Below are 21,417 nucleotides of genomic sequence, written 5' to 3' on the forward strand. Positions count from 1 at the left end.
TTTCACCCATCCGGACGCGCTATTATGACCCATCGCCACCTGCCGACCCTGATACTGATTGGTGCCCTCATCAGCGGCTGCCAGTCGTTTAGTTCCAAGGAACAGGCTGCGAAAGAAGACGTACTGGACTCGGAAACACTGACCGTAGCAGCTGGCGATGAAGGGCTAAAAGAGGCGGTAGAGAGCGGCTCAGAGTCGCAACAACAGGAAGCCATAAAGGCGACCCGTACGAAACTCGATGACGCAATCGAACCGTCCATGAAAGAAGCGGCCGAGAATGCGCGGGAAAAACTGGATACTCCTGCCGATGGCGTTGCGGAATCAGAGGCCAATCCCGAACCCAAGACACCGCCAGATCCGGACCTGTGGGTGAGACTTCGTGCCGGATTCAAGCTGGATCATGACGTGGATGAACGCCGGATCACTTCGCAGTTGAACTGGTACAAAAGACATCCGCGTTATATTGACCGGGTTGCCGAACGCGGTAGCCGGTATCTGTTCCACATTCTCAATGAAGCAGAGAAACGTAACCTGCCGACGGAGTTGGTGCTTCTACCCGTTGTCGAAAGTGCCTTTGATCCCTTTGCCTACTCCCATGGGCGCGCCGCTGGCCTGTGGCAATTCATTCCATCAACCGGCAAATATTTTGGCCTGACCCAGAGCTGGTGGCATGACGAACGTCGGGACGTCATTGCTGCCACTGACGCTGCATTCAATTACCTCGAGCGCCTGGCCAACCGCTTTGACGGCGACTATATGCTGGCGCTGGCTGCGTATAACAGTGGCGGTGGCACCGTATCCAGCGCCATGCGCAAGAACCGCAAACGCAATCAGCCCACCGACTTCTGGTCACTGGATCTACCCCGGGAAACGAGGCATTACGCCCCCAAACTTATTGCACTGGCGCGAATTTTTGCCGACCCAGAGAAATACGGCATTGAGCTCCCACCGTTGAAAGATGAGCCCTACTTCGAGGTTGTCGATACGGGTTCACAGCTGGATCTGGCGCAAGCCGCCAAACTGGCGAATGTGGACATTGACGAAATCTACCTGCTCAATCCGTCCTTTAACCGATGGGCGACCTCTCCTGATGGCCCTCACCGTTTGCTGATTCCCAAGGAGAACGCTGAAACGTTCCGGACCGCTCTGGCCGAAATTGCCCCGTCGGAACGCGTGTCCTGGCACAGTTACGAAGTGTCTTCCGGCGACACGCTGGGGTCCATCGCCTTGCGCTACGGCACCACTCCCTCGGTGATTCAGCAGGTGAACAAGTTGAACAGCCACATCATCCGTATCGGACAGCGCTTGATGATTCCGTCCGCCAGCCAGGACGCCGATACCTACAGCCTGAGCGCATCAGAACGCCTCAGCCGCAAGCAGGACAACGCGGGCAAACGGGCCGGCGGCAAGCGCGTGGACTATACAGTGCGCTCTGGCGACACGTTCTGGGACATTGCCCGGGAACACAAAATTGGCGTTCGAGAGCTTGCCTCCTGGAACGGCATGGCACCCGGTGATCCGCTAATGCCGGGTCAGGACCTGGTGATCTATTCCAAATCACCGCAGGCCGCAAAAATGGCGAGCCCACCGGTGACCACATCCCGAGGCGACGGCATGGTCCGTAAAGTGGGTTATCGGGTACGCAAAGGCGACTCGCTATCCCGCATCGCCAGCCGTTTTGCCGTCAATGTGAGCGACATCGCAAGCTGGAATAACCTGAACACCTCTCGTTATCTTCAGCCCGGACAAAGTCTGGTACTCTACGTGGACATCAGAAACAGCCCCTGAACCTTTCAACTGAACGTGCGAGTTCTATGATAACGACTAATAACGCTTACCCGTCTGTTTTGACCCGGCAAGTACGTCGGTTCCTACACTCAGTTATTGTCTTGGGAGCCTGTCTATCGGCTTCCATCGCAGCGCCGCTGAGCGCCGCACCTGTGGCTCAACACGGGCTGGCTCTTCATGGGGAAGTGAAATATCCGGAAGACTTTAGTCACTTCGATTACGTGAACCCTGATGCCCCAAAGGGTGGGACAATACGAAGAGCCGTGATCGGAAACGGTTATGATTCCTTCAATCCGTTTGTAGCCAGGGGCATTCCAGCCGCAGGAATTGAGAACTACCTGTACGACTCGCTTCTTGAATCATCCGCTGATGAACCATTCTCAGTTTACGGCCTAATTGCAGAATCCATCGAAATTCCAGAGGACCGTAGTTACGTCATATTCAACTTGAGAAAGGAAGCCCGATTTCAAGATGGAGAGCAGATCACCGCTGCAGACGTAAAATTTACTTTCGATTTGATCAAGACTAAGGGACATCCTCGCCGCAAGGTTTATTACGAAGATGTAGTTGAAGCCATAGTAATAAATCCGCATCGCATTAAATTCGAATTCTCAGAGAAACGAAACCGAGAACTTCCGCTGATAATCGGTCAGCTTTCTATTTTTCCAAAACACTACTGGAAAGATCGAGAGTTTGGTTAAAATGGCCTAGATCGTCCTATTGGTAGTGGACCTTATAGGATTGGTGATTTCGAGGCAGGCCGGTCGATAAGCTATGAAAGGGTCGAAGACTACTGGGCTGAAGATCTGGGTGTTCGCAAAGGACGGTTCAACTTCGGAGAAATAGTTTTTGAATACTACACCGACGAAACGGTGGCACTGGAATCGTTTAAAGCGGGAAATTACGACTTCAGGATAGAATATATGGCCAAGAATTGGGCTACCGCATACACAGGTGAGGCGTTCGACTCAGGTAAAATTGTCAAAGAGTCTATAGACCATGATCGTCCAGTAGGCATGCAAGCCTTCGTATTCAATACCCGCCGGGCAGTATTCGAAGATCCGGCCGTGCGCCAAGCTCTATCCTACGGCTTCGACTTCGAATGGGCCAATAAGGACTCATTTTTCGGTCAGTACAAGCGCACCAAAAGCTATTTCGAAAACAGCGAGCTTGAATCATCAGGCCTCCCAACTGGCAGAGAACTGGAAATACTAGAGCCTTATCGTGAACAATTACCAGATTCGGTGTTCAATTCCGAATACCAGCCGCCGACGACGTCCGGAGAGAGGACCATCCGCGACAATCTTTTTGAGGCCCAAAGCCAACTAAGAGCTGCAGGATATGTAGATCAGAATGGCACCATGGTAAAAGAAGACTCGGGAGAGCCTTTAACGTTTGAAATCCTGCTCGATCAAAAAACCTTTGAACGAGTGGTCTTGCCGTTCAAGAAGCAACTGGGAAGACTAGGAATTGAAGTTACCGTTCGCATCGTCGACACAAGCCAGTACGCCGAACGCTGGCGTACGCGAGATTTCGACATGACCGTCTTTACGTTTCAGCAATCTGATTCACCTGGTAATGAGCAAAAAGATTATTGGCACTCTTCTTCTGCTGATGTAGATAGTTCCGGTAACTTGGCGGGCGTGAGCCATCCGGTGATCGATGAACTCGTGGATTACCTGATCCAAGCACCGAATCGTGAGGAGCTGGTTTACCGCACGCGCGCACTCGACCGGGTGCTTCTGCATCATCACTACGTAATTCCCAACTGGTACGTGCCCAGTGACCGGATCGCCTACTGGTCATTCCTTAAGCGGCCAGACACCGTCCCCAAAGACGGCGCCGACGTGAACAATTGGTGGATCGAACGCTGATTGATACTGCCCTTGCCTGACCGAACGCAGACGGAGCACCTGTAGATGGGTAGTTACATACTCAGGCGCCTGGCGCTGATTATCCCCACCCTGGTGGGCATCATGCTGCTGAATTTCGTGATTGTTCAGGCGGCACCAGGCGGCCCTGTAGAGCAGATGATCGCTGAAGTCGAGGGATTTGGCGGTGACGCTCTGGATCGCGCGAGTGGCGGAGGATCCGGCGGGGAAGTATCAGGCAATGGAGACAGCCGGGGCTCTCGGGGCCTGCCGCCAGAACTGTTAAAAGAAATTGAAGTGATGTACGGCTTCGACAAGCCCGCCCACGAACGCTTTCTGAAAATGCTTGGCGACTACGCCACTTTCGACTTTGGCGAGTCTTTCTATCGCCAACGAACGGTAACGGACCTCATCGTCGACAAGATGCCCGTGTCCATTTCGCTGGGGCTCTGGTCCACGCTGATCATCTATCTGATTTCAATTCCTCTGGGCATTCGCAAGGCCGTCACCGACGGCTCGCGTTTCGATGTCTGGACCAGTTCGGCCATCGTTATCGGGTATGCCATCCCCGGCTTCCTATTCGCGATTCTGTTGATCGTTCTGTTTGCCGGCGGCAGTTATCTAGACTGGTTCCCGTTGCGGGGTCTGACCTCCTCCAATTTTGACGAGATGACCTGGTACCAGCAGATCGGCGACTACTTCTGGCATCTGGCACTGCCCGTCACAGCGAACGTCATCGGGGGCTTCGCTACCCTGACCCTGCTGACTAAAAATTCGTTTCTGGATGAGATTGGCAAACAATATGTGGTGACCGCCCGCGCCAAGGGCCTGGAGGAAAAGCGAGTCCTTTATGGCCACGTATTTCGTAACGCCATGCTGATTGTCATTGCGAGCCTGCCCGGCGTACTGGTTCAGCTCTTTTTCACCGGATCGTTGCTGATTGAAGTCATCTTTTCACTGGACGGTCTCGGGCTGCTTGGTTTTGAAGCGGCTTTGAACCGGGATTATCCGGTGGTATTCGGAACACTCTACATTTTTACTCTGATGGGTCTGGTGCTGAAATTGATCAGCGACATTACCTATGTGCTGGTGGACCCACGCATTGATTTTGAAAGTCGGGAGGGCGCATGAGCCTGGCCCCGACACTGACTCCAATCCAGCAGCGGCGTTTACGTAATTTTCGCAACAACCGACGCGGCTATTGGTCGTTGTGGATATTTCTGGCGCTGTTCGGGCTCTCGCTGTGCGCGGAATTGATCGCCAACGATAAACCGCTGGTTGCTTCCTACAAGGGCGAGCTTTATTTCCCGGTGTTTGAGGTGGTCTCCGAAGAGACCTTTGGCGGATTCCTACCCACCGAAGCCGATTACCGCGATGACTTCGTGGCGGACGAAATCAACGCCAACGGCTGGATGCTGTGGCCACCCATCCGCTTCAGCTATAACACCACCAATTACGACCTTGAGGTGCCTTCGCCTGCGCCGCCCAGTGAGGTCAACTTGATTGGTACCGACGATCAGGCCCGCGACGTGGCTGCCAGGGTTATCTATGGCTTTCGTATCTCGGTGCTGTTTGGCCTGATCCTGACCATTCTGAGTTGCATTGTGGGCGTGGCCGTCGGCGCCGTTCAGGGCTTTTACGGCGGCAAGATTGACCTGCTTGGTCAGCGTTTCATTGAGATCTGGTCCGGTCTGCCGGTTCTGTACCTTCTGATTATTCTATCGAGCATTGTTCAACCGAACTTCTGGTGGTTGTTGGGCATCATGCTGTTATTCAGCTGGATGGGTCTGGTCGATGTGGTTCGGGCAGAGTTTCTTCGAGCCCGTAATTTCGAGTATGTCAAAGCGGCGCGGGCTCTGGGCCTGGGCAACCGTAAGATCATGTTCAGGCACATTCTGCCCAACGCCATGGTCGCCACCCTGACCTTTCTGCCGTTCATTCTGACGGGCGCCATAACCGGACTGACCTCATTGGACTTTCTGGGCTTTGGCCTGCCCTCCGGCTCGCCGTCGCTGGGTGAGCTCATTGCTCAGGGCAAAGCCAACCTGCACGCGCCGTGGCTGGGTATCTCAGCCTTCGTTTCACTGTCGATCATGCTGACGCTGCTGGTGTTTGTGGGCGAAGCCGTGCGCGATGCGTTTGATCCGAGAAAGAACTGATATGTCATCATTGCTTGAAATCAACAATCTATCGATCAGTTTCGACGGCGCGAAAAACGTTGTAGACGGGCTGTCTCTGTCCATACAGAAAGGCCAGACGCTGGCGCTGGTCGGTGAAAGCGGATCCGGCAAATCTGTCTCTGCGCTTTCCATTCTGCGCTTACTGGACGAACGGCACGCCCATTATCCGTCGGGCAGTATCGTGTTTCAGAGTGAAAACATGCTGTCCATCAGCGACAAGCGCTTGCGTAAAATCCGCGGCCGGAAAATCAGTATGATTTTCCAGGAGCCAATGACGTCCCTGAACCCGCTTCATACCGTTGAGAAACAGATTTCCGAAGCTCTTGAGCTTCACCGTGGCCTGCGTGACGCCGCGGCAAGGAGTCGATGCATCGAATTGCTGGAGCTTGTCGGGATACCCCAGGCCGAAGAACGGCTGAATAGCTATCCGCACCAGCTGTCAGGCGGACAAAAGCAGCGGGTCATGATTGCCATGGCGCTTGCGAACGAACCGGACCTGCTGATCGCCGACGAGCCGACCACCGCGCTCGATGTTACCGTTCAGATGCAGGTGCTGGAGTTACTTCGCGAACTTCAGAAAAAGCTCGGCATGGCCATCCTGCTGATCACGCACGATCTTTCGGTTGTGCGCCGGTATGCCGATCAGGTGGTGGTCATGGAACAGGGTAAGGTGGTCGAGAACGCAGCGACCGAATCCCTGTTTACTGATCCCCAGCACCCGTACACCCGAAAGCTGCTGGACGCAGAGCCGCCCTCTTCTCCATCCCATACGAATATTCAGGATGAACCGCTGCTGGAAGTCTCGAATCTTGACGTGCGTTTCACCACTCGCCGTTCCTGGCTGGGCAAGCCCAAGGCCTGGTTCCAGGCGGTCGACAATGCCAGCTTTGGCCTGAATCGTGGCGAGACCCTGGGCATTGTTGGCGAGAGCGGTAGCGGCAAGACCACGATCGGCCATGCGCTGCTAAAACTGACCGCCTGCACAGGCTCGGTACGCTTGTCTGGTAACGATCTCGGTCCGATGAATCAGAAGCAGTTCCGACCCTACCGGCGCCAGATTCAGATTGTGTTTCAGGACCCGTTCGGAAGTCTCAGCCCGCGGATGTCAGTGGCAGAGATTGTCCGAGAGGGACTGGAGATCCATACGCCTGCTTCTGCGGAGGAGCAGGACAGGCGCGTCATCCAGGCGCTCACTGATGTGGGGCTGGACCCGGAGGCACGCCACCGCTATCCCCATGAATTTTCAGGTGGCCAACGTCAGCGCATTGCCATCGCCCGGGCGCTGGTGTTGCAGCCGGAACTGATCATTCTTGACGAGCCTACGTCTGCGCTGGATCGCACCGTTCAGAAACAGGTGATTCACCTGCTGCGAAATCTGCAGGAAAAATATGGTCTAAGCTATGTGTTCATCAGCCATGACCTTTCCGTGGTAAGAGCCTTAAGCCACAAGCTGCTGGTACTGAAAACCGGAAAAATTGTTGAATACGGCAGTGCCGAAGAGATATTCAACCACCCACAACACACGTACACGCGGGAGCTGCTCAACGCCTCGCTGTTCTACAACTGATATTACTACGACCAATTGGGCGTTACTTATCAGGCGCCGGTTCAGGGATAATTCCCCGAACAGCATCAAAGGGAGAATCATAATGGGATTACTCAGCGGAAAACGGGCATTGATCGTCGGTGTGGCCAGTAAGCACTCCATTGCTTACGGCATTGCTCAGTCGTTCTACGAACAGGGCGCAGAACTGGCGTTCACCTACCAGAACGAAAAATTGAAGTCCCGGGTAGAATCCTTTGCGGAAGGCTGGGGCAGCAACCTCATATTCCCCTGCGACGTGGCCAGCGATGAGGAAATCGAGAATGTCTTTACAGAGCTGGGAAAGCATTGGGACAAAATCGACATCATCGTTCACTCGGTGGGTTTTGCCCCCGGCGAAGAATTGAACGGCAACTATGTCGACGTAACCACTCGCGAAGGCTTCCGCATTGCCCACGACATCAGTTCCTACAGTTTTGTGGCACTGGCGAAGGCTGGCAAAAAGATGCTGCACGAAAACAGCTCACTGCTGACCTTGAGCTACCTGGGCGCAGAGAAAGTTCTTCAGAATTACAACGTGATGGGGCTGGCAAAGGCCTCTCTTGAGGCAAACGTACGCTATATGGCCAACAGCCTGGGCCGGGACGGCATTCGCGTGAACGCCATTTCAGCAGGCCCCATCAAGACCCTTGCGGCCTCTGGTATCAAAAGCTTTCGCAAGATGCTTTCGGAAAACGCCAGACGGGCACCATTACGGCGCAATGTGACGACTCAGGAAGTGGGCAATGCCGCGGCGTTCATGTGCTCGGATATGGCCAGTGGTATTACCGGCGAGATCATGTATGTAGACGGTGGCTTCAACATTACAGGGATGGGCGAGCTGGAAGACTGACGTTCAGTCTTCAGCCATCGCCCTGGCAACAGCCTCAACCCATTCCAGATAAGAGGTGTCGTCCGACTCCAGAATTCTCAGGCCCACCAGCCACTGGCCTGACGAAGCGGGGCGACACCACACCACATCGACCATCAACTGAAAAGCGTCGGATTCACCATCCAATCGAATCGAGGCGCTGAGCAGTGCGTTTTCCGTCAGGGGCTCACGCGTCAGCAGGCAAAACCCCTGGGCTGAAAGATCCCGGGTCCTGGACACCAGCGTCCGGCCGGGAGACTCTTCGGCCGCCTCTGGCTCTGAAGATTCCAATTCGAGAGTTACGTGCGCACTACCCGTCAATCGGTACTCAGAGCGGTTGTCAGAGGATAACTGGCCATCATCGTTGCCGAAATCGTAGTCAATATCACTCATAACCTGCATCCATCATTGTTTCCCCACCCGTATGCGGCCAACCACTCTGGACAGGGTGTCATCGAATTCTGCCGAGGCTCCCAGTACCCGCACTTTGCCGGACAAAACGTCTTCAATCAGTTCTTCTTCGCCGTATTCCCGCCGGTTCAGACCGAGCCTGTCCACGAAAACAAGCTTGCGGGACGCGTTGATTCGAACCGCAAGTTTCAGGCGCTGCGATTCCTCAGGCTTGTCGGAATTTTCCAGAACGATCCAGCCGCCGAGCTTGATCCCCTCAACCAGCGATCGTGCGGCCGCTTCTTTTTCCTGCAACAATCGCTGAGCCTCGGCCTCTTCATCCGCCATGCGCTGAGCCTCGGCTTCCTGCCGCTTACGTTCCTTATCCGCCTCCAGCGCTGCACGTTCTTCTTGCCGTTTCTTCTCGGCCTTTTCTTTTTCCAGGCGAAGCTTTTCTGCGCGTTCTTTCGCCTCGGCCGCGGCCTTTTTGCGTTGCTGAACCTGGCGTTTGAGAACCGAGAAAAGTGCCGTAACAGTTTCCGCGAGAACCTCACCAAACGGTCGTATGGGCGGCAAAGGACGCAACGATTCCTCATCGTACTGCGCCTTGAAACGGCTCCAGGACAGGACGCCAAGTTTTACACCGGCGCCATTGGTCCAAAGAACTTCCTGGGTATCCTCCAGAAACGCCAGGAAGTATCGCCGCTGCTCTTTCGCGCCCTCGCCTTCCACGTACCACTTGTGCTGAAAATCGGTGTATTCATGGGACTGCACTGGCTTTAGATTGAGCCACGCCGAATCCCAGTTGAACTTGTCCTCCGGCGGCAACGCCGGGACAAGCTCGGGCACCTCGCCACGCAGACGCGCAACCATCACCGATTCAACACCAGCCAGCGCTTGCGGCGGTAGGGGCTCTTTGTTCAACCGCCCCCAGACATCTGTGATGCGATCGCCAATCTGCTCACCCACGGTGTACAGGCGATTCTGGTCCTTATCCGAGAGCTTGGGATCACCGATCCAGACCAACCATTCGAGCAGTTTGCTGGCATGGCGCCAATTGTCGCCGTCCAGACCTTCTTCCCAGACGATTTGCTTTAGCAAGCCAAACCAGGTGTTCATGACGAAGTCCACAATGGGTTGTGGCAGCTGTCGGCCCTTCATCGCCCGACCAATCAATGCCCGGGCCGTGTGTTCAGCCCGCCTTTGCCGAGCAGCGCCTTGTTCGGTTTTGAGGAGCCTTTCCCGAAGTCGCCCTGTCTGCTGCTCACGTTTTGCAGCATCGTCCTGCCATTGCTGACAAAACGCCATAACCGGCGAGACATCCTCGGATTCAAAGGCACTCGCTACTTCGATGGTGAGGGAATCCAACTGATCAAGCAGTACTTTCGAGGACCGACCGCCGTTGGCGCTCCAACCTCGGTGATTCTGAAAGCTGTCAAGCCATTCCAACAGGGTGTCATTGAAGACACCTGCTCCCTCCAGATTCATGCGCCAGGCGAGAAAAAATCTCAGCCTGGCGATGCGTTTGGCCAGCTCAGGATGAAGCCCGCTGGATTTCAGAAACACATCCATAATGCGGTCGGCAACATAAGCCGCATTGATTTGTCGGACCGACCAGGTGAGTGATACCGAGCGAATAACGTGGCTTACGGGCTCGTCGCGCTGTTCCGTCCAACAGGACATCATCAGCGGCTTCCAATCGCTGATGGCGTCGCTTTCCAGCTTACCCACGGGGTAAGGAAGATCCGGCACCCGAATGTGCGAAAGCACATCGCCGATTCGTTGTGTGGCCTGCTCTAGAGACAGTAATTCACGCTTGTTCTGCCTGCCTTGCTGCATCCATTCTCCGCGCGTCAGAAGCGTTGAAAAGGTGGTTCAAATAACGCAGTATAACCACCTCTCCGGGGTTTACCGCAATCTTACCGGACGAACATGATTTTAATGGGACAACAAGAGTATGTCGGGCACCAAACTAGAGAATCTGAATGTGGCGAGTCAGGAACAATTAATTACCCCTGAGGCGCTGAAGCAGGAATTACCACTGTCTGATAAGGCAGCGGAGACGGTCGAGAACGGTCGCCAGGCCATTTATGACATCATGGATGGCAAGGACCACCGGCTGTTCGTCGTTGTTGGCCCCTGCTCTATTCACGATGTTGATGCGGCCCGAGAGTACGCCAGCAAACTCAAAAAGCTGGCCGATGAACTGAGCGATACCCTGTTGATCGTGATGCGGGTGTACTTCGAAAAGCCGCGCACCACCGTGGGCTGGAAAGGTTTGATCAACGATCCTCACCTGAACGATACCTTTGATATTGAACAGGGGCTGCACATCGGCCGCCGCCTGCTGCTGGACATCTCGGAACTGGGCCTGCCCACCGCCACCGAGGCGCTGGATCCGATTTCGCCACAGTATTTGCAGGACACCATTTCCTGGTCCGCAATTGGTGCACGCACGACCGAGTCTCAGACTCACCGTGAAATGAGCAGCGGCCTTTCGATGGCCATCGGCTTCAAGAATGGCACCGACGGCAGCCTGGATGTGGCCGTCAACGCCATGAAATCGGTTTCCCATCCTCACAGTTTCCTGGGCATCAACCAGCAGGGGCAAGTCGCCATCATCCGTACCCGTGGCAATAATTACGGACACGCCGTTCTGCGCGGTGGCGGTGGCAAACCCAACTACGACTCGGTCAGCGTGGCTCTGTGCGAGCAGGCGCTTGAGAAAGCAAATCTGCGCAAATCCATCATGGTGGATTGCAGTCACGCCAACTCAAGCAAGGATCCGGCCATTCAGCCGCTGGTCATTCAGGACATTGCCCACCAGATTCTGGAAGGCAACCAGTCTATCCAGGGCCTGATGGTGGAAAGTCACCTGAACTGGGGCAACCAGTCGATTCCGGAGAATCTGGACGATCTGAAGTACGGCGTTTCCATCACGGACGCCTGCATCGACTGGGAAACCACCGAGAAGGCTCTGCGTGATATGCGGGACAAACTGAAAGACGTTCTGCCGGGCCGCAACAAGGCCTGATATTCAGTTTTCCGAATCGGCAGGTTGGCCAGGCACACTGGCCAGCCAGTCGAGACGCTGTCTGAGGCCAACCACCTGACCAATGATAACCAGCGTCGGCGGCGACACAGTTTCACCGTCCACCTTTTCCACGATCGTAGACAGGTCCCCCACCACCACCTTCTGTTCTGACGTGGTGCCCTTCGAGACCAATGCCACTGGCATATCCTCTGCCATACCGTGAGCGATGAGTTCACGACAGATAATGGGGAGGCCTACCAACCCCATGTAGAACACCAGAGTCTGGTTATTTTGTACAAAATCTTTCCAGGGGAGATCGCAAGTATCGTTCTTCAGATGCCCAGTAACGAAACGCACGGATTGGGCGTGATCACGGTGTGTCAGCGGAATACCGGCGTAGGAAGCACAGCCGGAAGCCGCGGTAATTCCCGGCACAACCTGGAAACGAACCCCCGCATCCGCCAGGGTTTCTATCTCCTCGCCGCCACGACCAAAAATAAACGGGTCTCCGCCCTTCAGCCTGACCACTTTGCGACCACTGCGGGCCAGCTCAACCAGACGATTGTTGATCTGATCCTGCGGCAATGTGTGCTTCGAACGCTGCTTCCCAACGTGAACCTTCATCACGTCATCCGGAACCAGCGCCAGGATTTCCTGAGAAACCAGGCGATCGTATAGCACGACATCGGCCTCTTGAATCAACCGCCAGGCCTTAAGGGTCAGCAATTCCGGATCACCTGGGCCGGCACCTACCAGCGCCACTTCGCCTTCCGAACTGTTCGGGTTATCGGTAATCGGGTTTTTGCGATACCTCACCGGCGAAGGCGTTACGCCAACGCCTTTCCAGGGAGCTACGTTGCTGTCTTCGCTCATTGGATCCTTTCCAGTCCGCCCATGTAGGGCTTCAGCACTTCCGGTACCTCGATGCTGCCATCTTCCTGCTGATAGTTTTCGAGAACCGCGATCAAGGCTCGCCCAACTGCGAGGCCCGAACCATTCAGCGTATGAACCGGTTCCGGCTTTTTGGTTTCAGGATTACGCCACCGGGCGTGCATGCGGCGTGCTTGGAAATCACGGGTATTCGAACAGGAAGAGATCTCACGGTATTTGCCCTGCCCTGGCAGCCATACCTCGAGGTCATAGGTGCGAGCAGCAGAGAAGCCCATATCACCGCCACACAGGTCGACCACCCGGTATGGGAGTTCCAGAAGCTGCAACACTTTTTCAGCATGGCCGGTCAGGGCTTCCAGTGCTGCCTCTGAATCCTCTGGGCGAACTACATGGATAAGCTCCACCTTGTCGAACTGATGCTGGCGAATCATGCCACGGGTATCGCGCCCATAAGACCCTGCCTCGCTCCGGAAACAAGGCGTGTGACAGACGAATTTAAGGGGCAATTCGTCAGCATTAACAATGGTATCGCTGACCAGATTGGTTGCCGGAACCTCCGCTGTAGGAATCAGGTACAGAGGGTTTTCTCCCTCCATCTTGAACAGATCTTCCTCAAATTTGGGCAATTGACCGGTGCCGTATAGGGTATCTGCGTTCACCAGGTACGGCAGATAGGCTTCCAGATAGCCGTGTTCTTCCGCATGGAGGTTAATCATGAACTGCGCCAGTGCGCGATGCAGGCGCGCAACCGGGCCACGCATGACAGCAAACCGGGAATGCGCCAGACGGCTGGCTGTTTCGAAGTCCAGGCCTCCGAGAGCCTCCCCCAGGGCAACGTGGTCCTTGGGCTCAAAGGAAAAGGCCTTCGGCTCGCCCCAGGTACGGATTTCAACGTTATCGTCTTCGCTGGCGCCCTCAGGAACGGTTTCGTCGGGCACATTGGGAATGCCGGACAAAAATCCGTTTATTTCTTCCTGTAGCGCTCTCAGCTCATCTTCAGCGGCTGACCGATCCGCTTTAAGCTGCTCAACCTCGTCCAGTAACGGCTGAATATCCTCACCGGCCGCCTTGGCCTTGCCAATGGACTTCGAACGACGATTCTGTTCACTCTGGAGAGTTTCGGTCTTCACCTGCAGCGCACGGCGGCGCTCTTCCAACTGATCAAAAGTAGACTGATCGAATGTGAAACCTTTTACCAGCAATCGGCGGGCAATCTCTTCGGTCTGAGAACGAACACGTTTGGGGTCGAGCATGATGATCCTGAATCTGTCGGTTCTAATAAAGTTGGGTATCGTAATGTCACAACGAGAACTGGGCATTATACCGTTGAAGGGCGTTGTGACCACACCGTGGGGCGTCACCAGTGGTGAATCAATCCTGCGGATAGCGTTTTTGCGGGCTATTGCGGTTTTTCTCTGCCAGCCGGTCCAGTTTCTCGGACAGTTTGATTTCCAGACCACGCTGGACCGGCTGGTAATAGCGCCGCTGGTGAATTGCCTCCGGAAGATAGGACTCGCCGGCTGCAAAGGCGTCTGGTTCGTCATGGGCATAGCGGTAGTCATCCCCATGCCCCATGCTTTTCATCAGTTTGGTGGGTGCGTTACGTAAATGCACAGGCACTTCGTAATCCGGATCTCTCGAGATATCGGCCATGACCTGATTAAACGCGGTGTAGACCGCATTGCTCTTGGGAGCAACTGCCAGGTAGGTCACCGCCTGGGCCAATGCCAGCTCGCCCTCGGGCGATCCGAGTCGTTCCTGAGCTTCCCAGGCGTCCATGGAAAGCTGCAAGGCTCTTGGGTCGGCGTTGCCAATGTCCTCACTGGCGATTCTCACCAGGCGCCTGGCAACGTAAAGTGGGTCGCAGCCGCCATCGAGCATCCGACACATCCAATAAAGCGCCCCGTCAGGATCCGAACCCCGGACCGATTTGTGAAGCGCAGAAATCTGGTCATAAAAAACATCGCCACCCTTATCAAAGCGACGAAGGCTGGTCTGGAGCACCTGCTCCAGATGCTGGGAGGTAATCCTGGATGGGCCGCCCTCTTCGGGTTCTGCCAGGTCTGTGGCCACTTCGAGGATGTTCAGGGCGCGACGGGCGTCTCCGGATGCGGCCGCCGAAATCAGCTCGAGAACCGCCCTTTCGGCGACATACTCACCATTGAGCCCATCGGCTGACGACAACGCTCGCTCAAGAAGCTCTATCAACTCCTCTTCGCTGAGATTCTTCAGCACATAGACACGGGTCCGGGACAGAAGCGCGCTGTTTAATTCAAAGGAGGGGTTTTCCGTGGTCGCACCGACGAAAATAAAGGTTCCGTCTTCAATATGAGGCAGAAAAGCATCCTGCTGGCTTTTGTTGAAGCGATGCACCTCATCAACAAACAGCAGGGTATCCCTGCCCTCCATGTGCTTGCGGTCCTTTGCACGATCGACCACAGCGCGAATGTCTTTGACACCGCTGAGGACCGCCGATACCGTTTCAAAGCTCAAATCGCTCAGATTGGCCAGTAAACGGGCAAACGTGGTCTTTCCAACCCCCGGCGGGCCCCACAGAATCATGGAATGCAGCTGATGCTGCTCTACCGCTCTGCGAAGCGGCTTGCCGGCGCCGACCAGATGGCTCTGGCCAACGTATTCATCGAGACTGTTTGGGCGCATACGCGCGGCCAGTGGCTGGAACCCACCGCTGGTCTCAAACAGAGTCTCTTGCATCAGGCGCCATCCCGGATGACGTCCACGGAGTCAGGATAATCGAGGCTGAAAGTGCTTTTGGGTATGGAACCATTCACCTGAATGTTGTTGAAACTCAGAACGCTCAACTGAGCGAGTGAGTCCTGCATTCTCATTTCCTGCAACTCGCCACCGTTAAATGTCAGCCTCAGAGACACGAACAGAGAATCCTGATCTCGGGGTTCCAGCGTAAATTCGCGGCTGTTTTCGCCAAATGAACGCACGGAAACCCGGTAGCTTTCGTCCAAATTATCGACCTCACCACTCAGAAGCAGGGCCGGTGTGGTCGCAACCCGATCGTCCAGTGTATGAATGGTCACTTGTTCCAGATCGGGGTCGTAGACCTCAACCTGCTCACCATCACTGACAACGAACTGGGAATGCGGAGACGAGGTTTCCCAATAAAAGAGTCCGGGACGCCGCGCCTTGAGCTCGCCTCGGGTTTCCTGAACACGGCTACCGTTCTCGTTGACCACTATCTGAATAAACGTAGCTGAAAAGGACTCATAGCCCCCCAGCAAACCGGCCAATTCAGCGGCGGCGTCAGAACCGTCGTTCGCGGCACTGACGGAACACCAGGGCACTATCAGAAAGGCCAACAGCGCAACAACTGACCAACGATTGAGACCTTGCTTGCTTTTGATCACGGACCTACTCCTAGTCTCTGGGGGGCGGCGGCGCCAGAACTTCTCGGGCGCCATTGTTGCCGGCCGCACTAACAACCCCGGAGGCTTCCATTGCCTCCACGAGATTGGCGGCGCGGTTGTAGCCGATCTTGAATTTGCGTTGAACCGAAGAAATTGAAACCCGTCGCCCCTCGGTCACAAAGGCCACGGCCTCGTCGAACAGAGCGTCGCCTTCGCTGTCTCCGCCACCTTCACTCAATGTAGGTACGCCTGGCAGGCTCTCGCCTTCCGCGCCATTCAGCACGTCGTCCACATAAACGGGCTCACCACGGTCTTTCCAGGCGCTGACAACCCGATGCACTTCGTCGTCGTCCACAAAGGCGCCGTGGACCCTCACAGGCAGCCCGGAGCCAGGCGGCAGATAAAGCATATCGCCGTGCCCGAGAAGCTGTTCTGCGCCGCCCTGATCCAGCACCGTACGGCTGTCAATTTTTGACGACACCTGGAAAGACATTCGGGTTGGAATGTTCGCTTTGATCAAACCGGTGATAACGTCCACGGAGGGGCGCTGGGTTGCCAGAATCAGATGGATACCCGCAGCTCGGGCTTTCTGGGCAATCCGGGCGATCAGCTCTTCCACTTTTTTACCGACAATCATCATCATGTCGGCAAATTCGTCGATCACCACCACGATGGCAGGCAGTGTCTCAAGCTCCGGTCTTTCCTGCTCATCATTGGCCAGGTATTCGTCCGGCTTCCAGAGCGGATCCAGAATTGGCTCACCGGCAGCGGCAGCGTCTCGAATTTTACGGTTATAACCCGCAATGTTCCTGACACCCAGGCTGGCCAGCAGCTTGTAGCGGCGCTCCATCTCTGCCACACACCAGCGCAATGCGTTGGCAGCATCCTTCATGTCAGTCACCACCGGTGACAACAGGTGCGGTATGCCCTCGTAGATGCTCAGCTCGAGCATTTTCGGGTCAACCATGATGAACCGCACTTCTTCTGGCGTTGCCTTGAGCAACATGCTCAGAATCATGGCATTCACGCCCACGGATTTACCGGAACCGGTCGTACCCGCAACCAACAAGTGGGGCATCTTGGCCAGATTGGCAACCATGGGGTTACCGCCAATGTCGTTACCCAGCGCCAGCGTGAGCGCAGAAGACGATTCCTGGAATACCTTAGCATTCAGCACTTCGCTGAGGCGCACCATCTCGCGCTCTTCGTTCGGTATCTCAATACCGACAACGGATTTGCCAGGAATCACCTCAACCACGCGCACACTCAGCACAGCCAGAGACCGGGCCAGGTCCTTAGCCAGGTTGGAAATCTTGCTGACCTTCACCCCGGCGGCCGGCTTGATCTCAAACCGTGTGATTACCGGGCCAGGGTTTACCTCAACCACTTCGACCGACACCCCGAAGTCTGCAAGCTTCTCTTCCAGCAACTGGGACATGTGCTGCAGTGATTCTTCGGAGTAACCTTTTTCTTTATGCTCCTCCGGCGGATCGAGCAACGTAATGGGAGGAATGGGACTTTCTATATCCTCAAGTAACGAGCCCTGCTTTTCCTGGGCTTTTTTCTCTTTCGACTGCTCGTCCCGCTTGAAGGGCGATATTTTCAGAGACTTGGCGGATTTGCTGTCCTGAGATGGCGTGTTGGTCGACTTTTTCGGCGCGTCGGACACGTCCCGAGAGCTAAAACTTTCCAACCGCGGTTGATCTTCAAAAGAGCCGGCTGGCATACCCTCTATTGCCGGTTCCATGCGTTCTCTGGCAAGCGATTTAGCTTTCTTCTTGCCATCCGGCAGCCATTTCTTCCACCAGGACGTCTTTTTGGGTTTCGGGTAGTGCGTCACCTCATCCCGAACCACAGGTGGATCATTTTTTGGTTTGGCGTTGTCTGCCGTTTTGACCTTTTCAACGGCGCCCTTGTTGGTCTTATTCGATGTTGAGCCCTGGAATATCATCCGGAGGCTGTTTAAGAAGCGAAGGGTGATGGCGCCGATCCGATCCATTAGCCAGAACCAGGACAAACCGGTGCTGACGGTGATTGCAAACAGGAAAATTGCGATCAATAACAGAGTAGTAGCGGGCAAATTGAAAAAACGCACCATGGACTCGGATACAGCGGCACCCAGCACGCCACCGGAAGACACACCCAGTCCGAATACCGAATACAGCGACAACAAACTGGTGGCCGACAAAAGAATCAGCAAAAAGCCGCCGAATCGCACCAGAAACAAAGGAATATGGGGATCGATGGGTCGACTGCGCAGGCGAATCAACATCAGCGCATAACCGGCCACCATCAACGGGAAGAGATAGGCCACATCACCAAAAAAATCCCGCAACAGGCTGGCCAGCCAGGCACCTGTGCGCCCCGCGTGGTTCTGCACCGCGGTCTCGTGGCCAATGGACGCCCAACCCGGATCAGACGGGCTGAAGGTAACCAGAGCCATGCCAAGGTAGATACACAGGGCAACCAGCGCGATCACAGCGCCTTCGCGGGCACCCTGGGCTACGAACCGCTGGAACCGTTCACGTTTTTCGTCCTGTTTGGCAGAAAGTCCCTGCTGTTTCTTCGCTTTTTCGCTCTCAGCCATGAATGCTCAGACGTTTCCCTGACGATGATTATCGAGCGCCTCAAAGCCTCTCTGCAGATCGGCTTTGAGATCGGACACGGCCTCAATCCCAACTGAAATCCTAACCAGGTTTTCAGTGATACCCGCCTGTTCCTTGTCTTCGTCGGACAGACGACCGTGGGTAGTCGTTGCAGGATGGGTGATGGTGGTTTTTACATCGCCCAGATTGGCAGTAATCGAAATCATTCGGGTCGCGTCAATAAACGCCCACGCCTGCTCTCGACCGCCTTTTACGCGAAAAGAAAGCACGCCACCAAAGCCACTTTGCTGTTTCCTGGCCAATTCATGCTGGGGATGGCTTTCAAGCCCGGCGTAATAAACTTCCTCAACGGAATCCTGCGTTTGAAGCCATTGGGCCAACTCTAACGCATTGTCACAGTGAGCGCGCATACGGATTGGTAAGGTTTCCAGGCCTTTCTGGAACACCCAGGCGTTGAATGGGCTCATGGTAGGCCCGGCCGAACGCAAAAACCCGTAAATTTCTTCCATCAGCTTTGCCGAGCCAACGACGGCGCCGCCAACGCAGCGCCCCTGCCCGTCCAGATACTTGGTAGCGGAGTGAATGATAATGTCGGCACCCTGCTCTAGCGGGCGCTGGAGAACTGGCGTACAGAAACAGTTATCCACCACAAACAGCGCATCGTTACGATGGGACAGAGCCGCCAAATACTCCATGTCCGCCACTTCGCACAGAGGGTTTGACGGGGTTTCAATAAAAATCATCCGGGTTTCCGGCCGGATGGCAGCTTGCCATTCAGCCTTGTCGGTCAGTTTGACGAATGACGTTTCAACGCCAAACCGCGCCAGGTATTTCTGAAACAACACATTGGTTGTACCAAACACACCCCGCGAGCAGATGACATGGTCACCCGTCGTCAACAGCGACATACAGGTCGCCAGGATTGCCGACATGCCAGAGGCCGTCGCCACGGCTCGCTCTCCACCTTCCATCGCCGCCAGTCGGGCTTCAAAAGCCTGTACTGTCGGGTTGGTGAATCGGCTGTATATGTTTCCGGGTTCGTCACCGCCGAACCGCGCAGCCGCCTGTGCGGCGCTACCATATACAAAGCTGGACGTGGGGAAGATGGCGTCGCTATGTTCCAGCTCACCGGTACGTATCTGGCCGGCTCTAACAGCAAGCGTATCCACGGACATGCCTTCCAGATCAGATTCTGGAATCTGGACATGTTGGTCGCGGTGTTTGGTCATAGCCTGCTCCTGGTTACACAGAGACGGTTTCAGCCGTCAATCAGTCTTCGTCGTTATAGAGATCGATAATACCGTTGTCTGACGAATCGACATTGCCCGTACTGAACCGCTGCTCGTCATTGCGCGCAGCTTCCAGCTTCTGAAGATAAGCGTCGTCAACATCGCCGGTAATATAGTTACCGTCGAATACCGAGCATTCCCAGCCTTCAATATCCGGATTCACATCGTTGACACAAGTAATCAGGTCATCGAGGTCCTGGTACAACAGCCAGTCAGCGCCGATCAACTCGCCGATTTCCTGAACGGAACGGTCGTGAGCAATCAGCTCATTCACCGACGGCATGTCGATGCCATAAACGTTCGGGTAACGGACAGGCGGCGCAGCAGATGCGAAATACACCTTTCGTGCACCGGCGTCGCGTGCCATCTGAACAATTTCCTTGCAGGTTGTCCCGCGAACGATCGAGTCGTCCACCAACATCACGTTCTTGTCACGGAATTCCAGATCGATGGGGTTCAGCTTCTGTCGCACGGACTTTTTGCGCATCTTCTGGCCGGGCATGATGAACGTGCGGCCGATGTATCGATTCTTGATGAAGCCCTCTCGGAACTTCACCCCCAGACGGTGGGCCATCTGCATTGCCGACGTGCGGCTGGTGTCGGGGATTGGCATGACCACGTCAATATCGTGGTCCGGATGATCCCGCAATACTTTTTCCGCGAGGGTTTCGCCCATCCGCAGACGCGCCTTGTAAACGGAGACCTTATCAATGATGGAATCCGGGCGAGCGAAATACACATGCTCGAAGATGCAGGGAAACAGATGCGGATCTTCTGCACACTGCTCGGTATACAGGGTTCCGTCGGTCTCGATGTAAACCGCCTCACCCGGATCAATATCGCGAACCAGCTTGAAGCCTGCCGCATTGAGGGCAACACTTTCCGAGGAGATCATGTACTCGTCACCCTCGTCGGTGTGACGAACGCCGTAACAGGCCGGACGAATTCCGTTGGGATCACGGAAACCGACGATGCCGTAGCCGGTAATCATAGCAATAACGGCGTAGGCCCCTCGACACCGCTTATGTACGGCACGAACCGCAGCAAAAATCTCGTCCTTGGTAGGGTCTAGCTTGCCCAGCTTCTGCAGCTCGTGCGCAAACACGTTCAGCAGGACCTCCGAATCAGAGTTGGTATTGATGTGGCGCAGATCTGTCCGGAACAGGTCGTTGCTCAGATCGTCAGCATTAGTGAGGTTGCCATTGTGGGCCAGTGTGATGCCGTAGGGGCTGTTCACATAGAACGGCTGTGCTTCCGCGGAGCTTGAGCTGCCCGCCGTGGGATAGCGAACATGCCCGATACCCACGTTGCCCACCAGACGTCGCATGTGGCGGGTACGGAAGACATCCCTGACCAATCCGTTGTCTTTACGCAGGTAAAACCGTTCATCCTGAAAGGTCACAATGCCAGCAGCATCCTGGCCTCGATGCTGCAGAACCGTCAGCCCGTCGTAGAGCGTTTGGTTGACGTTAGAGGTACTGACTATGCCGACGATGCCACACATGGCTACGGTATTCTCCCAAGCGTTAAAACTG

14 protein-coding genes and 2 pseudogenes are annotated in these 21,417 nt (G+C 55.2%); 7 read left to right on the forward strand and 9 right to left on the reverse strand.

Annotated elements, in window-relative coordinates:
- Window positions 1–24: 24 nt before the first annotated feature.
- The 6 genes and pseudogenes from QLQ17_RS09550 (at window position 25) to QLQ17_RS09575 (ending at window position 8,274) form a co-directional block, all read left to right on the forward strand.
- A complete protein-coding gene (locus tag QLQ17_RS09550) occupies window positions 25–1,788 on the forward strand; it encodes a LysM peptidoglycan-binding domain-containing protein (RefSeq protein ID WP_283209356.1) in 1,764 nt (587 codons plus the stop codon).
- Between the two features lie 26 nt (window positions 1,789–1,814).
- A pseudogene (locus QLQ17_RS09555) lies at window positions 1,815–3,662 on the forward strand (extracellular solute-binding protein).
- A gap of 45 nt (window positions 3,663–3,707) precedes the next feature.
- Window positions 3,708–4,790: a microcin C ABC transporter permease YejB gene (locus QLQ17_RS09560; protein ID WP_283209357.1), complete on the forward strand. Its 1,083-nt coding sequence runs from the start codon at window positions 3,708–3,710 to the stop codon at window positions 4,788–4,790.
- On the forward strand, window positions 4,787–5,818 hold the full coding sequence (locus tag QLQ17_RS09565) for an ABC transporter permease (RefSeq protein ID WP_283209358.1): 1,032 nt from the start codon (window positions 4,787–4,789) through the stop codon (window positions 5,816–5,818). The genes QLQ17_RS09560 and QLQ17_RS09565 overlap by 4 nt, the downstream gene beginning before the upstream one ends.
- A 1-nt stretch (window position 5,819) precedes the next feature.
- Entirely contained in the window at window positions 5,820–7,406 is a 1,587-nt protein-coding gene (locus tag QLQ17_RS09570) for an ABC transporter ATP-binding protein (protein WP_283209359.1), read from the forward strand.
- 82 nt (window positions 7,407–7,488) lie between these two features.
- On the forward strand, window positions 7,489–8,274 hold the full coding sequence (locus QLQ17_RS09575) for an enoyl-ACP reductase FabI (protein WP_283209360.1): 786 nt from the start codon (window positions 7,489–7,491) through the stop codon (window positions 8,272–8,274).
- A gap of 3 nt (window positions 8,275–8,277) precedes the next feature.
- Here the strand turns inward: QLQ17_RS09575 and QLQ17_RS09580 are convergent, their stop codons facing one another.
- Complete coding sequence (locus QLQ17_RS09580; RefSeq protein WP_283209361.1) at window positions 8,278–8,685, reverse strand: PilZ domain-containing protein; 408 nt, start codon at window positions 8,683–8,685, stop codon at window positions 8,278–8,280.
- A 12-nt stretch (window positions 8,686–8,697) separates the two neighbouring features.
- Window positions 8,698–10,521 carry a DUF1631 family protein gene (locus QLQ17_RS09585; RefSeq protein ID WP_283209362.1) on the reverse strand — a complete coding sequence of 608 codons (1,824 nt, stop codon included), beginning with the start codon at window positions 10,519–10,521 and terminating at the stop codon, window positions 8,698–8,700.
- A gap of 118 nt (window positions 10,522–10,639) precedes the next feature.
- On the opposite strand from QLQ17_RS09585, the gene QLQ17_RS09590 reads away from it, so the two are divergent.
- Window positions 10,640–11,716, forward strand: a complete 1,077-nt coding sequence (locus QLQ17_RS09590) for a 3-deoxy-7-phosphoheptulonate synthase (protein ID WP_283209363.1) — start codon at window positions 10,640–10,642, stop codon at window positions 11,714–11,716.
- A 3-nt stretch (window positions 11,717–11,719) separates the two neighbouring features.
- On the opposite strand, the pseudogene cobA reads toward QLQ17_RS09590, so the two are convergent.
- The 7 genes and pseudogenes from cobA to purF form a co-directional block, all read right to left on the reverse strand.
- Window positions 11,720–12,640, reverse strand: a pseudogene (cobA, locus tag QLQ17_RS09595) (uroporphyrinogen-III C-methyltransferase); the annotation flags it as partial.
- A complete protein-coding gene (serS, locus tag QLQ17_RS09600) occupies window positions 12,586–13,860 on the reverse strand; it encodes a serine--tRNA ligase (RefSeq protein ID WP_283209364.1) in 1,275 nt (424 codons plus the stop codon). The pseudogene cobA and the gene serS, both read right to left, overlap by 55 nt.
- A gap of 118 nt (window positions 13,861–13,978) precedes the next feature.
- Window positions 13,979–15,322: a replication-associated recombination protein A gene (locus QLQ17_RS09605; RefSeq protein WP_283209365.1), complete on the reverse strand. Its 1,344-nt coding sequence runs from the start codon at window positions 15,320–15,322 to the stop codon at window positions 13,979–13,981.
- Window positions 15,322–15,942, reverse strand: coding sequence for an outer membrane lipoprotein periplasmic chaperone LolA (gene lolA / locus QLQ17_RS09610; RefSeq protein ID WP_283210142.1), 621 nt, complete (start codon window positions 15,940–15,942; stop codon window positions 15,322–15,324). Before lolA ends, QLQ17_RS09605 begins: the two co-directional genes overlap by 1 nt.
- A gap of 55 nt (window positions 15,943–15,997) precedes the next feature.
- A complete protein-coding gene (locus QLQ17_RS09615; RefSeq protein ID WP_283209366.1) occupies window positions 15,998–18,574 on the reverse strand; it encodes a DNA translocase FtsK in 2,577 nt (858 codons plus the stop codon).
- Between the two features lie 6 nt (window positions 18,575–18,580).
- Window positions 18,581–19,822 (reverse strand): O-succinylhomoserine sulfhydrylase, encoded by a 1,242-nt coding sequence (locus QLQ17_RS09620; protein ID WP_283209367.1) that lies wholly within the window; start codon window positions 19,820–19,822, stop codon window positions 18,581–18,583.
- Between the two features lie 40 nt (window positions 19,823–19,862).
- Complete coding sequence (gene purF, locus QLQ17_RS09625; protein ID WP_283209368.1) at window positions 19,863–21,386, reverse strand: amidophosphoribosyltransferase; 1,524 nt, start codon at window positions 21,384–21,386, stop codon at window positions 19,863–19,865.
- Window positions 21,387–21,417 lie beyond the last annotated feature (31 nt).

It is taken from the genome of Marinobacter sp. CHS3-4 (assembly GCF_030053415.1).
Lineage (GTDB): Bacteria > Pseudomonadota > Gammaproteobacteria > Pseudomonadales > Oleiphilaceae > Marinobacter.

Coding starts and splice junctions, on each gene's coding strand:
- QLQ17_RS09550 (WP_283209356.1), top strand. CDS start 25: ATGACCCATCGCCACCTGCCGACCCTGATACTGATTGGTGCCCTCATC.
- QLQ17_RS09560 (WP_283209357.1), top strand. CDS start 3,708: ATGGGTAGTTACATACTCAGGCGCCTGGCGCTGATTATCCCCACCCTG.
- QLQ17_RS09565 (WP_283209358.1), top strand. CDS start 4,787: ATGAGCCTGGCCCCGACACTGACTCCAATCCAGCAGCGGCGTTTACGT.
- QLQ17_RS09570 (WP_283209359.1), top strand. CDS start 5,820: ATGTCATCATTGCTTGAAATCAACAATCTATCGATCAGTTTCGACGGC.
- QLQ17_RS09575 (WP_283209360.1), top strand. CDS start 7,489: ATGGGATTACTCAGCGGAAAACGGGCATTGATCGTCGGTGTGGCCAGT.
- QLQ17_RS09580 (WP_283209361.1), bottom strand. CDS start 8,685: ATGAGTGATATTGACTACGATTTCGGCAACGATGATGGCCAGTTATCC.
- QLQ17_RS09585 (WP_283209362.1), bottom strand. CDS start 10,521: ATGCAGCAAGGCAGGCAGAACAAGCGTGAATTACTGTCTCTAGAGCAG.
- QLQ17_RS09590 (WP_283209363.1), top strand. CDS start 10,640: ATGTCGGGCACCAAACTAGAGAATCTGAATGTGGCGAGTCAGGAACAA.
- serS (WP_283209364.1), bottom strand. CDS start 13,860: ATGCTCGACCCCAAACGTGTTCGTTCTCAGACCGAAGAGATTGCCCGC.
- QLQ17_RS09605 (WP_283209365.1), bottom strand. CDS start 15,322: ATGCAAGAGACTCTGTTTGAGACCAGCGGTGGGTTCCAGCCACTGGCC.
- QLQ17_RS09615 (WP_283209366.1), bottom strand. CDS start 18,574: ATGGCTGAGAGCGAAAAAGCGAAGAAACAGCAGGGACTTTCTGCCAAA.
- QLQ17_RS09620 (WP_283209367.1), bottom strand. CDS start 19,822: ATGACCAAACACCGCGACCAACATGTCCAGATTCCAGAATCTGATCTG.
- purF (WP_283209368.1), bottom strand. CDS start 21,386: ATGTGTGGCATCGTCGGCATAGTCAGTACCTCTAACGTCAACCAAACG.